Origin of the sequence: Rhizobium sp. BK376 (assembly GCF_004341625.1) — a bacterium.
Classification (GTDB): Bacteria; Pseudomonadota; Alphaproteobacteria; order Rhizobiales; family Rhizobiaceae; genus Rhizobium.
Map to the genome: position 1 here is coordinate 47,722 of NZ_SLZG01000022.1, position 16,190 is coordinate 63,911.

The 16,190-nt window shown below is 60.2% G+C and carries 15 protein-coding genes; 9 read left to right on the top strand and 6 right to left on the bottom strand.

Annotation, left to right across the window (positions count from 1 at the left end):
• Positions 1-304: 304 nt before the first annotated feature.
• Complete coding sequence (locus EV561_RS30005; protein ID WP_132527391.1) at positions 305-2,488, bottom strand: bifunctional diguanylate cyclase/phosphodiesterase; 2,184 nt, start codon at positions 2,486-2,488, stop codon at positions 305-307.
• Between the two features lie 180 nt (positions 2,489-2,668).
• Here EV561_RS30005 and EV561_RS30010 point away from each other — a divergent pair, with 180 nt between their 5' ends.
• The 3 genes from EV561_RS30010 to EV561_RS30020 all read left to right on the top strand — a co-directional run bounded on the left by EV561_RS30010 (position 2,669) and on the right by EV561_RS30020 (position 4,492).
• Positions 2,669-3,502 (top strand): universal stress protein, encoded by an 834-nt coding sequence (locus EV561_RS30010; protein ID WP_132527393.1) that lies wholly within the window; start codon positions 2,669-2,671, stop codon positions 3,500-3,502.
• 205 nt (positions 3,503-3,707) lie between these two features.
• Positions 3,708-4,037, top strand: coding sequence for a DUF5335 family protein (locus EV561_RS30015; protein ID WP_132527395.1), 330 nt, complete (start codon positions 3,708-3,710; stop codon positions 4,035-4,037).
• Between the two features lie 41 nt (positions 4,038-4,078).
• A complete protein-coding gene (locus EV561_RS30020; protein ID WP_132527397.1) occupies positions 4,079-4,492 on the top strand; it encodes a DUF3775 domain-containing protein in 414 nt (137 codons plus the stop codon).
• Between the two features lie 269 nt (positions 4,493-4,761).
• Here EV561_RS30020 and EV561_RS30025 read toward each other — a convergent pair whose 3' ends face one another.
• The 4 genes from EV561_RS30025 to groL all read right to left on the bottom strand — a co-directional run bounded on the left by EV561_RS30025 (position 4,762) and on the right by groL (position 8,408).
• Positions 4,762-5,409: a BON domain-containing protein gene (locus tag EV561_RS30025; RefSeq protein WP_132527398.1), complete on the bottom strand. Its 648-nt coding sequence runs from the start codon at positions 5,407-5,409 to the stop codon at positions 4,762-4,764.
• Between the two features lie 191 nt (positions 5,410-5,600).
• On the bottom strand, positions 5,601-6,422 hold the full coding sequence (locus tag EV561_RS30030) for a universal stress protein (RefSeq protein WP_165927960.1): 822 nt from the start codon (positions 6,420-6,422) through the stop codon (positions 5,601-5,603).
• The gene (locus EV561_RS30035) at positions 6,419-6,688 is read right to left on the bottom strand and encodes an SPW repeat protein (RefSeq protein WP_245513061.1); all 270 of its coding nucleotides are present in this window, start codon (positions 6,686-6,688) and stop codon (positions 6,419-6,421) included. The genes EV561_RS30030 and EV561_RS30035 overlap by 4 nt, the downstream gene beginning before the upstream one ends.
• Before the next feature lie 97 nt (positions 6,689-6,785).
• On the bottom strand, positions 6,786-8,408 hold the full coding sequence (gene groL / locus EV561_RS30040) for a chaperonin GroEL (RefSeq protein WP_132527402.1): 1,623 nt from the start codon (positions 8,406-8,408) through the stop codon (positions 6,786-6,788).
• A 222-nt stretch (positions 8,409-8,630) separates the two neighbouring features.
• On the opposite strand from groL, the gene EV561_RS30045 reads away from it, so the two are divergent.
• Positions 8,631-10,031 (top strand): trypsin-like peptidase domain-containing protein, encoded by a 1,401-nt coding sequence (locus tag EV561_RS30045; protein ID WP_132527404.1) that lies wholly within the window; start codon positions 8,631-8,633, stop codon positions 10,029-10,031.
• A gap of 279 nt (positions 10,032-10,310) precedes the next feature.
• Here EV561_RS30045 and EV561_RS30050 read toward each other — a convergent pair whose 3' ends face one another.
• On the bottom strand, positions 10,311-10,694 hold the full coding sequence (locus EV561_RS30050) for a phasin family protein (protein WP_245513065.1): 384 nt from the start codon (positions 10,692-10,694) through the stop codon (positions 10,311-10,313).
• Positions 10,695-10,952: 258 nt separating this feature from the next.
• Between EV561_RS30050 and EV561_RS30055 the strand changes: the two genes are divergently transcribed.
• The 5 genes from EV561_RS30055 (at position 10,953) to EV561_RS30075 (ending at position 16,081) form a co-directional block, all read left to right on the top strand.
• The gene (locus EV561_RS30055) at positions 10,953-12,278 is read left to right on the top strand and encodes a divalent metal cation transporter (protein ID WP_132527406.1); all 1,326 of its coding nucleotides are present in this window, start codon (positions 10,953-10,955) and stop codon (positions 12,276-12,278) included.
• A gap of 164 nt (positions 12,279-12,442) precedes the next feature.
• Positions 12,443-13,276, top strand: a complete 834-nt coding sequence (locus EV561_RS30060) for a universal stress protein (RefSeq protein WP_132527408.1) — start codon at positions 12,443-12,445, stop codon at positions 13,274-13,276.
• Positions 13,277-13,339: 63 nt separating this feature from the next.
• Positions 13,340-13,987, top strand: a complete 648-nt coding sequence (locus tag EV561_RS30065; RefSeq protein WP_132527410.1) for a BON domain-containing protein — start codon at positions 13,340-13,342, stop codon at positions 13,985-13,987.
• Positions 13,988-14,283: 296 nt separating this feature from the next.
• A complete protein-coding gene (locus EV561_RS30070; RefSeq protein ID WP_132527412.1) occupies positions 14,284-14,997 on the top strand; it encodes a CBS domain-containing protein in 714 nt (237 codons plus the stop codon).
• 31 nt (positions 14,998-15,028) lie between these two features.
• On the top strand, positions 15,029-16,081 hold the full coding sequence (locus EV561_RS30075; protein ID WP_207910618.1) for an ABC transporter ATP-binding protein: 1,053 nt from the start codon (positions 15,029-15,031) through the stop codon (positions 16,079-16,081).
• Positions 16,082-16,190: the final 109 nt, after the last annotated feature.

The window sequence follows — 16,190 nt, forward strand, 5'->3', positions numbered from 1 at the left end:
CCGCCCTCGACTATCGATGACAGCCGTCTCATAGCCATGGGCGCAGGACGGACTGTCGAAGGCGACGGTTGATGACGAAGGTCGACGCCTCCGGTGCGCTTGCCGGCCTTGTCCGGCGATAGTCCAAGGCGCCCTCTCAACAGCTGATGAGAAAATGTTTGCAGGACCGTTATTGCTGCATAAAATCAGATGTTTAGCATATTCTCTGTGATCTAGCGCACTGACAGACTTTTTCCTGCGACAACTGATAGAGTTGGCATGACGTCGCGCCGACGCCCACGGGGCGTTCGTCGGCTCGCTGCAGCTACAGTCCCCCGCTGCGGCGAGCTTTTGGCGATCTGCCGGCGCTCCGGGCCGCGGCCTCCTCTTGTTCTTTCAGCAGCACGGCCAGTTGGAATGCGTCCAGGGGCCGTGACAGGAGATAGCCTTGAACCTGGTCGCAACCTTCCCGCCTTAACGCTTCCAGTTGCTCCTCCGTTTCCACGCCCTCGGCCGTGGTCGTCATCTTCAAGTTGCGACCCAGTCCGATGACCGCGCCGACGATCGCTTTGGCGCTCGCATCGGTCGTCATCACACCGACGAAGGAGCGGTCTATCTTGATCTTGTCGAACGGATATTTCTGCAGATAGGTGAGGCTCGAAAAGCCGGTTCCGAAGTCGTCCATCGCCAGTCCCACGCCAAGTGCCTTGACCTGTCGCAGGATCGTCAAGGGATTGATCGCCGGATCGAGGAAGACGCCTTCGGTAATTTCGAGCTCCAGCCGCCCGGGCTCCAGTCCCGTCTCACCCAGAACCGTGCTCAAGAATCCAACGAATTCCCGATCCCGCAGCTGAGCCGGAGAGACATTGACGGCGACCTTAAGACCCGGCCAGCGCGCAACCTCTTGACATGCCCTTCGCAGCAGCCAGCGTCCCAAGGGGATGATCAGGCCGTTTGCTTCCGCGATCGGAATGAAGTCGGCGGGACTGATCCATCCTTTGTCCGGATGACGCCACCGCATCAGCGCCTCGACCGCAACGATACTCCGATCCCCCGTCGACTGGATGGGTTGGTAATAAAGCTCGAGACCGCCGTCCTCAAACGCGCGGTAAAGATCCGATTCCAGATCGCGCTTTGCGTCTACGGCCTCGTTCATCTGCGGCCGGAAGAAGCGGTAGGTGCCCCGTCCGTCTGTCTTGGCCCCCCACAAGGCCTGCTCCGCGTGTCTGAGAAGGCTTTCAATCTCGTCGCCATCGCAAGGCGCAAGGGCAATCCCGGCGCTCACGGTTACGGCAGCCTGCTGGTCTTCGACCGGCATCGCCTGGAGAAAGGACATGATTTGATCCGCGATGCTGCCAGAATCGTCGTCAGGGCCGAGGACCATTGCGACGGCGAATTCGTCGCCACCATGGCGGGCTGCAACTCCCTTTTCGCCGAGATTTCGCGCCAGTCGCTCGGCGACAGCCTGCAAAACGACGTCGCCGCCCGCATAGCCCAGTCTATCGTTGCAATCCTTGAAATGGTCGATGTCGATGCGGAAAACCGCGACCTGCCCGCCGTCCGCCGCCTGTTGCACGATCATCTTTTTTACGCGCTCGGCAAAGAGGACGCGATTGGGCAGGCCCGTCAGACCATCGTGGGATGCCATATGCTCCAATTTTCGTGTCGCGTCCGCATTGACGACTTCCAGCGTCCGCCTTGCAACGATCGACCGCTTGAACATGTCCAGCGCACGCGCGAGCGATCCGAGCTCGTCCAATCGATCCAGATAGGGGATGGGAGGGTCGGTGTGACCGGAGGCGAGGGATTTTGTGGCGGTTACAAGTTGGCTGAGGGGTAAGAGTGCAAACCGGGTGAGAAGGAGGGTTGCTGCCCCGACAATGGCGATGAGAAGGCAAACCGCCCATAGGGCGCGGCGTGCAAGGCTCGCTTTCCAGGCGGCAAGCTGCTTGGTCATGTCGACTGCAGCGCTGTAGCCTCCAAGGAGCTCCCCCGCCTTAACGTTCATCGACCGTGTGTGGCACGTTGTGCAACTCGCATCGCCCGCGGCGCCCTCACCGAGAACAATGGGACGGGAGAGACGAAAGGTAGACCCTGTGATGGTGCTTTGCGGGCGAAGCGTGTTGGCGGCCGCGCGGTCGACAGCGTCTGCCGGCGGTTCTTCGTCGTTCGAGCCGTTGGCATTCTGATAATCAAGCACCTTGGGTCCCATGAACACCCAAAGTCTTGTGCCGTCGCTTGCGGCGGAGAAGCGCTTCATCGCGCCATCGAGCACGGCAGTTGCCTTGTCGCCGTCGCCGAGCCCGAGCCGTTCCTTCATGGCCTGGCTGTGCACGGCTTCCAGCATATCGAGCGCGGCGGAGGCCCGCTCTTTGCTGGCAGCGCTCATCCGTTGATAATCGCGCAAGCTTTCGATAGCGATCCCCGCACCCTGGCCAAGGGCGAGCAAAAGCGAGACTACGAGCACGATTGTCCAGGTCAAGGGAATACGTTCTGCAAGCTTCTTCATGAGGTCCGACCGGCCGATTGCGGCAGACGCTATTCTGTTGGCACTAAAGATGCGTGAGCCGCCGCCCCAAGATGTCACGGGTAGTTTCTTGCAATGACAGCCGCCATCGCATGTTTGCGGCAGATCAATGAAGCGCACGGCGTCCCATCAGATGATGGGTGATCGAAGCGGAGAAAGACAATGGGCATCAAGACGGTTTTGAGCATTATGGACGCTGAAGATTTCGAGTTCGACCTGAAGCAGGCGGTCGATTTCTGCACGACATGCGATGCGCACCTGACCGTCGTGCTGATGGTCATCGACCCCGATGTCTATACGGGAACGAACCCGGCCTACTCGATTGCCTATATCCGGCAGCGCGAGGAAAAGGCGGCGACGCTTTCTCGAAATGCCAGGGTGATTGGAGAGTTTCTGGCATCGACGGGACTGTCCTATGACGTCCAGGATGTGTTCACCGAAATCGCGTGCGTCGTCGACGACATCGCCGATCGCGCCCTCTATAGCGATCTCGTCCTTGTCGGGCGGCAGGCAGCGTCGAAAGAGGCTTTTCGCCGCTTCATTCTTTCGGGCGCACTCTTCCATTCGCCGACGCCGGTCTATTTCGACCGCAGCGGCCGGGCCTTCGAGCGAACCGGAGGTACGGTTCTGGTCGCCTGGGATTCGGGCAATGCGGCTGCTCACGCGGTGCACGCGGCGATGGACTTGCTGGTGTCTGCAAGCCTCGTCCGCGTCGTGCTGATCGATCCCCTCGCAGTCAAAGGCGTAAACGGAGAGGAGCCCGGAGCCGATGTGGCAACCTATCTCGCCCGCCATGGAGTGAAGGTCGAGGTCGACTGCGTGGCAAGCGGCGGCAGGAGCACGGACGAGGTGCTTCTGGAACGCGCCAGGGATGCGGAGGCAAAGTTGATGGTGATGGGCGCGTACCGGCATTCGCGGCTGAAAGAGCGACTGTTTGGCGGCGTTACGCGGTCTATGCTTGAGACCGATGACGTCGCCCTTTTTCTTTCACATTGATTGCCCGAGGAAGACTGGCCCGGAACGCCGTCATCGCAAGCGAAGCCGCAGTACGGTTCTATAAAGCGACGGCAGCATCTCCCGGCGAATGTTCTCGGTAACCCGCCTGTGGACGTGCGTGTTCCAAGCCGTGTTGACCGGGATCAAGGAAGGACCGGCCGGTAAGGAGTCGATTGCTCCGAACTTCAGATGAGAGGATAGGAAGATGACCAATGAAGTCCTCGCAAAAACCGAGTGGCGCAGTTATTTCAAGCGTTATGACGAGATCCTCGCGGGCACGGAGGTTCGAATAGAGGTCGCCAGCCCGGCCTTGGGTGATCAGGTCCTGGTTGAGCGGGCGGCGCTGCTGGGGTTGACCTACGAGGCGCGCGAGGATGTCCTGTCGATCGTGGCCTCGAACCACAGCCATATCGTTAAACAGCCTCGGGAGATTTCGGTGCACGAGGTGGATGGCAGGCTGCAGGCGATGCGCATCCTGGATCAGGAAGGCCGCCAGCAGATCCTGACGTTCTTCGAGCGACATGGCAGGTCTTGACGAGGATCGAGGGTCCGCGGGCGCATAATGTGGAGGCGACGATGAACAATCAGCGTCGAGAGTGGATAGCTTCCATCTCACCGGACAAGGTGCGATACCTCATTGCCAAAAGTCGCAAATTCGATGTCAAGGACGTCGGGACCGATCCTCATTCCGGATCGAATGCCACGGACGACGGGATGATCGCAATTCTCGAGGAGCACCCGGACGATGTGGTGGAAAGCGAACTCAGAAGCGCAATCCGCTCGCTCAACGAGGACGAGCAGGTTGATCTGGTCGCTATGGCCTGGCTCGGGCGGCGTGACGGGGATATTAACGACTGGGCGGACCTGCGACGTCAGGCGGCCGATGCGCATAATGGCCGAACCGCCTCCTATCTTCTCGGAACCCCGCTTCTTGCCGATTATCTGGAGGAGGCGCCGGACCAGTTCGGAGAGACACCGACGCCGGATTGACAAACGACCGATGGCCGCCGTGGTGGCCAACCGGCCGGGTCTGCGATGCCTCGACTTTCGGGACGCGTGAAAACGGCCGCGGCTAGTTGTTTCCGCAAATTGCGATGGCGGTGCAGCAGGCCTTGCAAATACACGAATGACAATACACGAATGAAAGCGACCAGCCTTCGATACCGCCGCAGGCAGGCAGCCCGGCGATCGGTCCGACAGCTGCCGAGGCGACGGGTAGACCTCCGTCGCCGGCCTTCGTCGCTGGCCACGGGCTCTTTCTAGCGGATGGCGATCTGATCTTCGAGCGTGCTGACGCCCGGAGCCGACCAGACCGCACGTTCGGCAGCCCGCCGTTCAGACCAGGTCTTGACGTGACCTTTCAGGATCACCTTGCTGCCGGAGACATCGACCTTTATGGACTGTGCCTCAAGCTCGGCATTCCGCTCGAACGCATCCTTTATCCGCTTCCTGACGTCAACGGCGCTGACGCGTGGTGCGATCTCGATCATGTTCGATACGCCAACGACACCCTCAAGATTCTGCACCGCTCGCTGTGCCGCATCCTTCTGGTACTGCCATTCGGCCTTGCCGCTGATCGTGATCCAGCCCTTGGCGACCCGAACCTTGAAGGCATCTTTGGGGATCGAAACATTCCAGTCGATCATCTTGAGTGCGCGTTGCGCGATCGCATCGTCATCGGTATTCGTCGCGCCGAACAGACGAACGTCTATCTCCTGTGCGATGCCGCGAACGCCTTTGACACGGCTGACGACGCGCTCGGCAGCCTCCTTCTCGGCATAGGTGCGCACGTGACCGCCAAGCGTCGCCACACCATTTTCGACGGTTACGGCAATATGCGCAGCGTTGACGCTCGGCTCAAATTCCAGTTCATCCAGAATGTTTTGTCGCAAACTGTTGTCGTTCATGACGTCATCTCCTTTCATTTGCGATTGACCGCCCAATTCTAGCGCCAGCGGTGGTTTCTTCGTTGATCCGCGTCAAGAACACCTTCAGATCAGGTTGCGCCTGGTCAATTGGGAATGATCGGGTCGAACATATCCGCAGGGCAATGAGCGGGATGTGCGGAAACAAAACCGCCGTGGTCAGCGACACAACGTCAGTTCGATATGAAGAGATCGATGGGGCAATCTTTCAGCAGCGTCCTTGTGACACCGCCGAACGCCCACTCTCGCAGGCGGCTATGGCCGTAGCCACCGGCGACAAGGATATCGGCCTTCAGCTGGACGGCTGTTTCAATGATAGCGAGCGCAACCGATGAGCGCTTGGGCTTCACCAGGCCGCGCGCCCGCACGCCGTGCAACGAAAGCATGCGGATGACGTCGTCCAAAAAGGCGATCTCGCCGGACCCGCCATCCTCGACGCCGAGGATCACAACGTCACGCGCTTGCCGAAGCAATGGCATTGCATCCAGTGTGGCTCTTCGTGCCTCTCGGCTGTTCTTCCAGGCAATGACAACGCAATCGGCGCTAGACGCCAATCGGCTCGTCGCCGGCACGAAAATCGGCCGACCGGCCTCAAGCAAAACCGTGGCGATATCGAGCGTTCTTCGATCATCGGCCAGCTGGCCCTTGTCGAGACGGAACAAAACGACGAGATCGGCGCCGCAGCTTTGCTCGACCACGTTTCGGGTCGGATCGGCAATGGTCGCATGCCAGTCCACGTGATGTCGAAACGGCGCAAGCGTCGTCAGGCTTGCATAGAGATCGCGTTGCCGCGTCCGGATGGCGTCGATCTCGTCGCCGACGATCTCGGCGGCCGTCGCCGAGCTAGTGCCCGTTTCCATTGGATAAAACGGTGCGGCGGCTGATACGCAGCGCAATTTGGCGTCAAACCGGGCGGCCAGCTCCAAGCCGATGGGAAAGCGCCCTTCCGGCGAAGCATCGACGTCCAGATGCATTAAAATGGATTTGAAAGTCATCGTTTCTCCAGTCCCTGCGATCGTTTCGCGACCAGAACCCATACGGCGAGAAGAGCAAGCGCGCCGCCGGCGATGATCGCGATCGCTCCCGGTACGGCTTCATCGCGGAATTTCAACGCCCATGGGGAAACGACAAGCCAGCAACCGACGGCAAGCGTCACCCCGTCCTCCCAGAAATGGTAGGATCCGTAGGCGGCCCCGCCCAATGCGGCAACCAAAAGGCCGCAGACCAGGAAATTATAGGGGGCAAGCCCGATCGGAACCATACGCGCCGAGCGCCCAGGGAGAGGCGATCAGGCATGCTCCGATGATGAAGATCAGGTGATCCTGCCAGCGCCGTTTCATATTCGGCCTCCTCTCGCGTCACATGTCCATCTGCTGCGGTGCGATCGGCGGAGCGGCAGGCTCTGGAATATCCGTCATCGTCGCTTCGGTCAGGAGCAGCACGCTTGCGACCGAAACGGCGTTTTCCAGCGCAACTCTTACCACCTTCGTCGGATCGATAATTCCCTCCTGAAGCAGATCAACGAAGCGATTCTTGGCGGCATCGAACCCGATCAAGCCGCCGCTTTCCATCATTTTCGACACGACCACGCCGCCATCGACGGCGGAGTTTTCGGCGATCTGGCGGGCAGGGACCTCGAGTGCCCGCTTCAGGATCTGTATCCCGGTGCGCTCATCGCCCTCACAAAGCTCTTCTTCGGCCGCCACCGCCTGCGCGCATCGCAAGAGGGCAAGCCCGCCGCCCGGAACAACCCCTTCCTCGACCGCGGCCTTGGTTGCGTTGATCGCATCATCGAGAGCATCCTTCCTGGCTTTTATTTCCGCCTCCGAGGGTGCGCCGACGCGAATGACGGCGACCCCGCCGGATAGTTTTGCCAGCCGCTCCTGCAGTTTCTCGCGGTCATAATCGCTGGTCGTCTTGTCGATCTCCTTGCGGATCTGCTCGATCCGCCCCTTGATCGCTTCGGCGGATCCGCCCCCGCCGATGATCGTTGTCGTATCCTTGTCCACGACCACGCGATCTGCCCGGCCCAATTGTTCAAGGGCGACCTTGTCGAGCTTGAGGCCAAGATCCTCGGAGATCAACTGACCGCCGCTCAAGATCGCCAGATCCTGCAGCATGGCCTTGCGGCGGTCGCCAAAACCCGGCGACTTGATCGCACAGTTGCGCAGCGTGCCTCGGATCTGGTTGATCAGGAGCGTTGCCAGGGCTTCGCCTTCAACATCCTCGGCAACGACGAGAAGCGGCCGTCCCGACTTCGCCACAGCTTCGAGAAGGTTCACGAGATCGCCGAGTGCAGAAATCTTGCGGTCGACAATGAGGATCAGCGCGTCTTCCATCACGCATTCCATACGCTCTGAATTCGTGGAAAAATAGGGTGAGATGAAACCGCGATCGAACTGCAGGCCCTCGACCACTTCCAGGCGCGTTTCGGTCGTCTTGGACTCCTCGACCGTAATGACGCCTTCCTTGCCGACTTTCGCCATGGCGTCGGCGACAAGCCTGCCGATCGCTTCATTGTTGTGCGCAGAGACGGTGGCGACCTGCAGCTTCTCCTTGTCGGTCGTTACCGGTCTGGACATGTCGCGCAGGGCCTTTACGATGACTCGCGTGGCACGTTCAAGCCCGCGCTTGATGTCGATGGCACTCGCACCGGCAACGACGTTGCGGTGACCGTCTGCCAAAATCGCATGGGCGAGCACAGTGGAGGTGCTCGTTCCATCGCCGACGACCTCGCCGGTCTTTTCGGCTGCAGCCCGCAACATGCGCGCGCCGAGGTTTTCCTCCGGATCCTTGAGGTCGAATTCCTTGGCGATGGTGACGCCATCGTCACAGACGACGGGCATGCCCCATTTTCGTTCGAGCAGCACCGATTTCGATCGCGGGCCGAGCGTGATGCGGACTGCATCGGCAAGCTTGGTTGCCCCTTGAAGAACCTTGCCCCTCGCCTCGGCGTGAAACAGAACTTGCTTGTGCGCCATCGTCATCTCCCGACACGGCTTCGACATGCGCCGAAGGCTTAAGGAGAATTGTCACAGAATTCGGCTGCCGCGCTTTGATCCTGGTCAAGCCGGGATCCGGACGGACAGGAAACCACTGCAACCCGCCCGCCGCCTGAGATTGTTCTGGGTCAATGTCTGCACGTTCACAGGCTTTAATATCTGCCGGAACAGAAAAAGGACCGCACGAGAAAGGCAGCGCGCATGCACAACCCGTCGACCACTGCAGGAAGGATCGCCGCATCGTCAGGCGGAGTGTGCTGGATCGCGAAAAATCGTTGGCGGCTCCTTGTCGGAGCATGCATCCTGCTTTTATGCCAGGAAGCGGCTGTCGCTTCGACGATGCCGCCCTCGCTGGCGCCGATGCTGCAGCGTGTTGCGCCAAGCGTGGTCAGCATTGTCGTTCGCGGCACCCAGTCGACAGATGCGCTCGACGAATTGGAAGATGCCGGCAACCCGGCTCCTTCGTCCTTGACCGAAGCGACCGGTTCCGGCGCGATCATCGATGCGACGGCGGGCTATATTCTGACAAGCGACCACGTCGTGGCCAAGGCCGAAGCTGTCACCGTCAAGCTCTACAATGGAAAAACCTATGAGGCGACGATCGTCGGTGAAGACGCAGCAACCGATCTCGCCGTCATCAGGATCGAGGCATCAGGCCTCAGCGCCATGTCGACCGAAAATGGGGTTGCACCTAAAGTCGGCGACTACGTGGTTGCGATCGGCAACCCTTTCGGGCTCGGTCAGTCGGCGACCTTCGGCATCGTCAGTGCAATCGGCCGACAGGGGCTCGGTCTCGAGGGTTATGAAGATTTCATCCAGACGGATGCGGCGACCAATCCCGGCAACTCGGGCGGTCCGTTGGTTGACATGAATGGCGAATTGATCGGCATCAACACAGCCATCATCGGACCGGCCGGCGGAAGCGTCGGAATCGGTTTTGCCATTCCCATTTCCATGGCCAAGGATATTGCAGTGCAATTGATCGCCTATGGTCAGGTGCGACGCGGCCAGCTGGGCGTCCTGGTGCAGGACAATAACGAAGATCTTCAAAAGGCGCTGTCGATCACGGTGGCCTCGGGGGCACTGGTGGGAGAGGTGATACCGGGGTCGCCGGCCGAACGTTCGGGCATCAGACTTGCCGATGTCATCGTTGGCGTCGGCAATTTCCCCGTTCAGACGGCCGAGGAGTTCCGCCTGAAAATCGCGTCCTTTCCGCCGGGCACCACGGTCAGTCTCACCATTGTCCGCCCAAACGGAAAAACAGATCTAAGCGCGACGCTTGCGGCGAACCTGACGACCAATCAGCCCAAGCCCTCCCATCCCCTGATGATGGCACGTGGCCTGTTGAGCGACGTGACGCTGCAGGACCTCGTACCCGGGTCGGATCTTTACGGAGCAACCGAGGGCGCGCTCGTGGTGTCGCTCGACGACCGCAGCCGGGCGTCCATTGCCGGCCTTGCGGTTGGGGATGTAATCGTCAGCATCAACCGGCGTCCCGTCGCTTCACCGCAAGCGGTAATCGAGCTTGCCGCCAGGGGAAGGGACTTGATCCTGCTTGGTATTTATCGAAACGGACATACGCGCTTCCTTGTCGTGAAGTGACGGGGAGGTCGTGAAGCGATGGGGATGCCCATGGCGCGTTGCCTTTCCGGTCAGACGATGAGGCAACCGTCTTACGCAGCAGGCGGGAGCGCACCGTCATCCAAAGTCCCTCTTTCAAAAATTTAGCGTTCGCTCGCCGATGTTTCATGCGCATTCCGCAACCTGCTCGCTCCCTCGGCCCGGCTGCGAAACCAGCGGTAAGACAAGTGCGCAAATGCGGATAAGGGATCCGTACACGGAGGCGCCAGCCTCCATGCGGAATATAATGCATCGACATCCTCACGGCGCCACGGTCGTGGCAGCCAGGTCCTCTGCCAGGATGGTGGCCTGACCTCGGAGATCCTTGGCCGCGTCGGCGCCCAGTTGCGAACCCAGGCGCGCCATGCGCGCGAGCTCGAAGGCGTAGTCGACGATCGCATTCTGCGCGAAGATGGCGATCACATCGAAGGTGTCGTTGAGCTCGTCGTCAGAAAAAAGATCCTCGATCATCTTCACATCCTGTTCACAGCGATATTTGAGGAAACTGTAGACCTCAATCTGCGATCGTATCATCGCTGAATACGCCTTCGCCTGAAGGCCTGCGATCTGCATCGCTACCTTCATGATCGATGGCTGACCATCTTCCAGGTGAGATGGGGCGAACTGCATTGCGGTCCTCGACATGTGTGTCTCCTTGGCTTGATCGCAAAACCCTACGCGTTCGAACCCGCGATATCGTTGATCCGCATCAAGGGCCGCGGCACAGGAGTAATTTTTGGTTCGTTCCGTGCGAGGCGAAGGGGTCGAGCTTTCCGGCAATATCGCGAGCCGCGCCCAGCCCGGTCGAAGACGACCAGAAGCCCGGTCAATCGTGATCCTGATCAATGTCCAATGGCGATGTGGCGGTAAGTTCGCTGAGCGTTACCATTGCGGAGGATCATGATGAAACAGCTCGAGGGCGAGGAAGTCAGGTCGGCGGATCCGCAAGGAGCGTCGCCCGTCTCGCCGCAGGCGTCCGCCTCCGGCCGCGGATGGCCCTTGCTCGATCGGCTGGGGCCTGGCCTCATCACCGGTGCGGCCGACGACGATCCGAGCGGAATTGCAACCTACAGCCAGGCCGGAGCGCAATTCGGCTACGCCCTCGGTTGGACGATGGTGTTCAGCTATCCCCTGATGACGGTGATACAGGGCATCAGCGCCGGGATCGGAGCCGTGACAGGCCAGGGGGTGGCGCAGAATCTCAGGCGACATTATCCTCCCTTTGTCCTGCGCGGTGCGGTAACGCTGCTGCTTTTTGCGAATCTGATCAATATCGGCACGGATCTCGGGGCGATGGCCGCCGCGCTGGGCCTGCTGGTGCCGGGTCCGGCCGCGCTGTATTCTCTCTTGTTTGGGCTCTTCTGCGTCGGGCTTGAAGTGTTTGTCAGCTACCGGCGCTACGTGAATGTGCTCAGGTGGCTGACGCTCTCGCTCACTGCCTATGTGGCCGTGCTTTTTGTCGTGAACGTGCCTTGGGGACTTGCGCTGAAGGGCGCGCTCGTCCCACAGCTTTCGTTCGACCGCGCCCATGCCACCGCATTCGTGGCGCTGATGGGCACGACCATCAGTCCCTATCTGTTCTTCTGGCAGGCGGGCGAAGAGGTAGAGGAGTTGCGGCGCCGGCAACGGTCAAGGCTCGGCATCTGGCCGAGAAAGGCGGGGCCTGAGATTAAACGCATCAAGGTCGACACGCTTGTCGGCATGGGCTTTTCCAACATCATCGCCCTGTTCATCATGTTCGCGAGCGCTGCCACGCTCCATGCCAACGGGATCACCCAGATCGACACCGCCGCGCAGGCGGCCGCAGCGCTGAGGCCGATTGCCGGCGTCTTTGCCTTTTCGGTCTTTGCCGTCGGTATCATCGGTGCTGGTCTTCTGGCGGTGCCGGTGCTTGCCGGCTCCTGCGCTTATGCGCTGGCGGAAAGTTTCAGATGGCAGGAGGGGTTGGACCGCCGACCGGGAGAGGCGAAAGCCTTTTATGCGGCGATTGCGATGTCTACGCTGGGGAGTCTTGCCATCGGCTACATTGGCATCGACCCCATGGTCGCCCTCTACTGGAGCGCGGTGATCAACGGCGTGCTTGCCGCCCCCCTCATGGCCTTGATGATCATGATTGCGCGAAATCAAAGGATCATGGGGCGCCTGACCGCACCACTCTGGATGACGGCCTGCGGATGGCTGGCTGTCTTGGTGATAGCGGTTGCCACTATCGGCCTCTTCGCTCTCTAGCGGCGGGATAGCAGGCGAAGTGAGGAAGGATCCCGGTCTGTCTGGCCTCATGTCGCCGCGGACAAGCGTCGCGGATCGCCAGGAGGCAAAGAGGAATTGAGCCAGATCAAGGAAGGGTAGCGCAGCATCGGTAGACTTGCTTCGAATTCATCAGGAGACGAGCAATGAGCATCAAAACAGTTCTCAGTGTGTTGAGCGGTCTGCAGTGTGAGCAGGACCTGAAGCAGGCGGCAGAGTTCTGCCAGAGCCGCGAAGCCCATCTGACGGCGCTCCTCATGGCGATCAGCCCGAGCTCCTATATCAGCGAATACGAGGTCTACTCCGACAGCTGGTTCGAGGAGCAGCGCAAGTTTGCCGATGATCTGGAAAAAAGCACGGCGGCCGCGCGCGCGTATCTCGCCGGCACCGGCCTTTCGCATGACGTCAGCAATGCCATGCTGGAGATCGCGTGGGTGGAGGACGAGATCGCCGAAAGGGCGCTTTACAGCGACCTTGTCCTCATTGGGCGGCAGGCCGCTTTGGATGGCGATTTGCGGCAGCGGGCGTTGGGCGGCGGCCTGTTTCATTCCCCGACCCCGATCCTTATCAACCGCACGCAAAAACCGGTCGCGAGCACATTTGGCACCGTCCTGATCGCCTGGGACTCGAGCGATGCTGCATCCCGCGCCGTCCGTGAGGCGCTGGACTTTCTGAAAGCGGCCGCAAAGGTATCAATAACTCTGGTCGATCCGCTGGCGGCTCCATCCGTCAACGGCGAGGAGCCGGGGGCGGACATTGCCCGCTTCCTCGCCCGCCACGGCGTCAACGTCGAGGTCGATCGCATCGCAAGCAGCGGCCGCCGCATTGACGAGACGTTGCTCCAGCACGCTCTGGACGTCAACGCGGATCTCGTCGTCATGGGTGCCTACAAGCACTCCAGACTACAGGAAAGACTGTTTGGCGGCGTGACAAGATCGATGATCGAGACGGCCGACGTTCCCTTGTTTCTCTCACACTAGCCGATCGGTTGATTGTGAAGGCTTGTCTATTGGAAGGGCCCGTCTATTGGAAAGGAAAGAGCAATGGCAGACCGTGACATCCAGCAAAACGTGATCGCCGAGCTTGAGTTCGAACCGAGTATCGATGCGACCAATATCGGCGTCACCGTGGAAGCCGGAATCGCGACGCTGTTTGGGCATGTCGGATCCTGTGCGCAGAAATTCGCTGCGGAAAAGGCCGCCCGACGGGTTGCCGGCGTTCGCGCCATTGCAAGCGAGATTGAGGTCCGGTTTCCTGAATTGAAAAAGCATTCAGACGACCAGATCGCCGCGCGGGCTCTTGATATCATCGCCTGGGATACGAGGCTGCCGGAGGGCGCCGTTCGTGTGAAGGTGGACAGCGGATGGGTGACGCTATCGGGGGCGGTTCCCTGGCAATTTCAGCGGGTTGCGGCGGAAGAGGCCGTCAGGCGTCTTGGCGGCGTTGTCGGGGTCGTCAATCTGGTTTCGGTGCTCCCGCAGCCAGAAAAGACGGCGATCGCCGAGCGTATCGTTGCAGCCTTCAAGCGCAACGCCGACATTGCGGCGGAAGGTGTGCGCGTGACGGTGAGCGGCACTCGTGTTTCCTTGCAAGGGAAAGTGGGATCTAATGGCGAGCGTGACGCCGCGGAGGCGGCCGCCTGGTGCGTATCGGGCGTGGAGGACGTCGACAACCGGCTGCTGATCCCTTGAGCCTCCGTACGCGAAACCCGGGTGCGGCCATATACGCGTCCAAAGGGGCCGGAAAAGAGAGAGTTTATGTCCTAATTCCTTCGTCGTGACTGCCGGTTTCGACACCGGTGATGAAGACGGTGCGATTTCTCGCGCCGTCCGGCGAACGACATCGAAAAGCACCGTGCGAGCAGGCAAGTCGTTTGACCCTGATCAAGGCAGTCGCGGCCATCGCACGCCACTATGAAACAAATCGAATCAAGGCGGGCGCTGGCCTAAGTGGCTTCCGCATCGGCGCCACCACACAGGAGATGATAATGCTCATTCGTTCCCTCATGACGTCACCCGTGACGACCGTGACCACGTCGACCCTTCTCGCCGATGCGGCGAAACTGATGCTGGAAAAGCAGATCGGCGGCCTTCCGGTTGTGAACGATCGGCGCGAACTCGTCGGCATAATCACCGAGAGCGACTTTCTCAGACGCGGGGAACTCGGCACGGAAAAGCGGCGGTCGCGCTGGCTTTCCTTCTTCCTCAGCGCCGGGAAGATGGCTGACGAGTATGTGCGCTCGCACGGTCGAAAGGTCGAGGAGGTCATGTCGTGGCCGGTCGAGACGATCTCGCCGGAGACCGATACGGCCACAGCCGCGGCAATCATGGAAAAGCGCGCCATAAAGCGGCTTCCCGTCGTTTTTGACGGCAAAGTCGTTGGCATCGTTTCCCGATCGGATTTCATGCGCGCCCTGGCGAAAACGGCATCCGCGGATGCGTCGGCACAGTCCGATGCGCGGATCGAGGCAGCGATCATCGAAGAGATCTCAGCCCAGCCCTGGAGCGGAAACGGCTCTGTCAGAGTGAGCGTGAACAAGGGCGTGGCGGAATTGTCAGGGACGATATTCGACGATCGCGAACGCGCCGCTGCCCGTGTCGCGGCCGAAAATATCGCCGGCGTGAAGGAGGTTATCGATCATCTGGTCTGGGTCGAACCCAATTCCGGAATGGTGATGATGCCTCCGGGAAGCGAGCCTTAAACGGCGTAAACTCCGTCCGGAGGTAGCGTCGATGGACATTGTCGAGCTGCAGGCAGGGCTAGATGAGACGAAGCCGGATAACGGGCTTCCGAAAGGAATTTTTCCCTTTGTCACGCTTTTAGGCATAAGGCACCAGATCGCCATTGCCGGGCTTGCGATCCTGTCCTTTGCCTGCGGGACAGCGCCGCTGGAAATTCAGCGGCGCATTGTCAACGATACGGTCGAAGGGGCGTCTCTTTCCTATCTTATTTCGCTGGTGCTCATCTATCTGGCGGTGACGTTTGCCGAGGGTCTCGCCAAGCTTCTTCTAAACCTTTACCGCACCTGGCTTGCTGAAGCCGCGATCCGCTGGCTACGGGAGCTCTTTCTTGTCAAGGCCGCGGCAATGGCTGGAAAAGACACCAGCCCGTCGCTGGCGGGCGTCGAACTGTCGATCGTGCTGTCGGAAGCCGAACCCGTTGGCGGGATCGCGGCAACGATCGTTGCGGAGCCGCTGCTGCAGGGCGGTATTCTGGTCGCAGTGACCGGTTACATGATCTTCCTCCAGCCGCTCATGACGCTCGTCGTCGCACTGACCTTCTTTCCACAAGCCACTTTCGTTCCCGTGATCCAAAGGATGATCAATCGGCTGGTCGAAACCAGGATCACCCTTATGCGAAGCGTCAGTGAAGGACTGGTCGAGACATTCGACAGCGCCAATGTCCTCCACGAGCAGAAGGCGCGCACCTTCGCGGTCTTCTCCACGAATATGGGGATTTACCGGCTCAAGTTCATGATGAATTTCCTGATGAACTATATGACCCAGCTCGGCTACGCAGGCATTTTTCTCCTTGGCGGCTATTACGTGCTGACCGGTCGCACGGAAATGGGAACCGTGGTTGCCTTCGTGTCCGGACTCTCGAAGATCACCGATCCCTGGGGAGAGCTTGTCGACTGGTACCGCGACCTCAAGGTCACGCAGGTCAAGTACGAACTGATCAGGGGGGTGGCGGGACCGATCGATCCGGGAACGCTGCGAAGGGCGCGTCCGAGACTGTTCGGGAAACGCGAAAAGCCAAGGCCGAGTGCGAGGCTTAAAGCCTGATGCCTGTGTTGATGCAGGTCAAGGAGGGCCCCGGCTGCGTTTGCTAGGGATTGCGGGATGATGAACGCCAGACAGCCCAACGCACGGAACGACCCTTATGGATACTCTG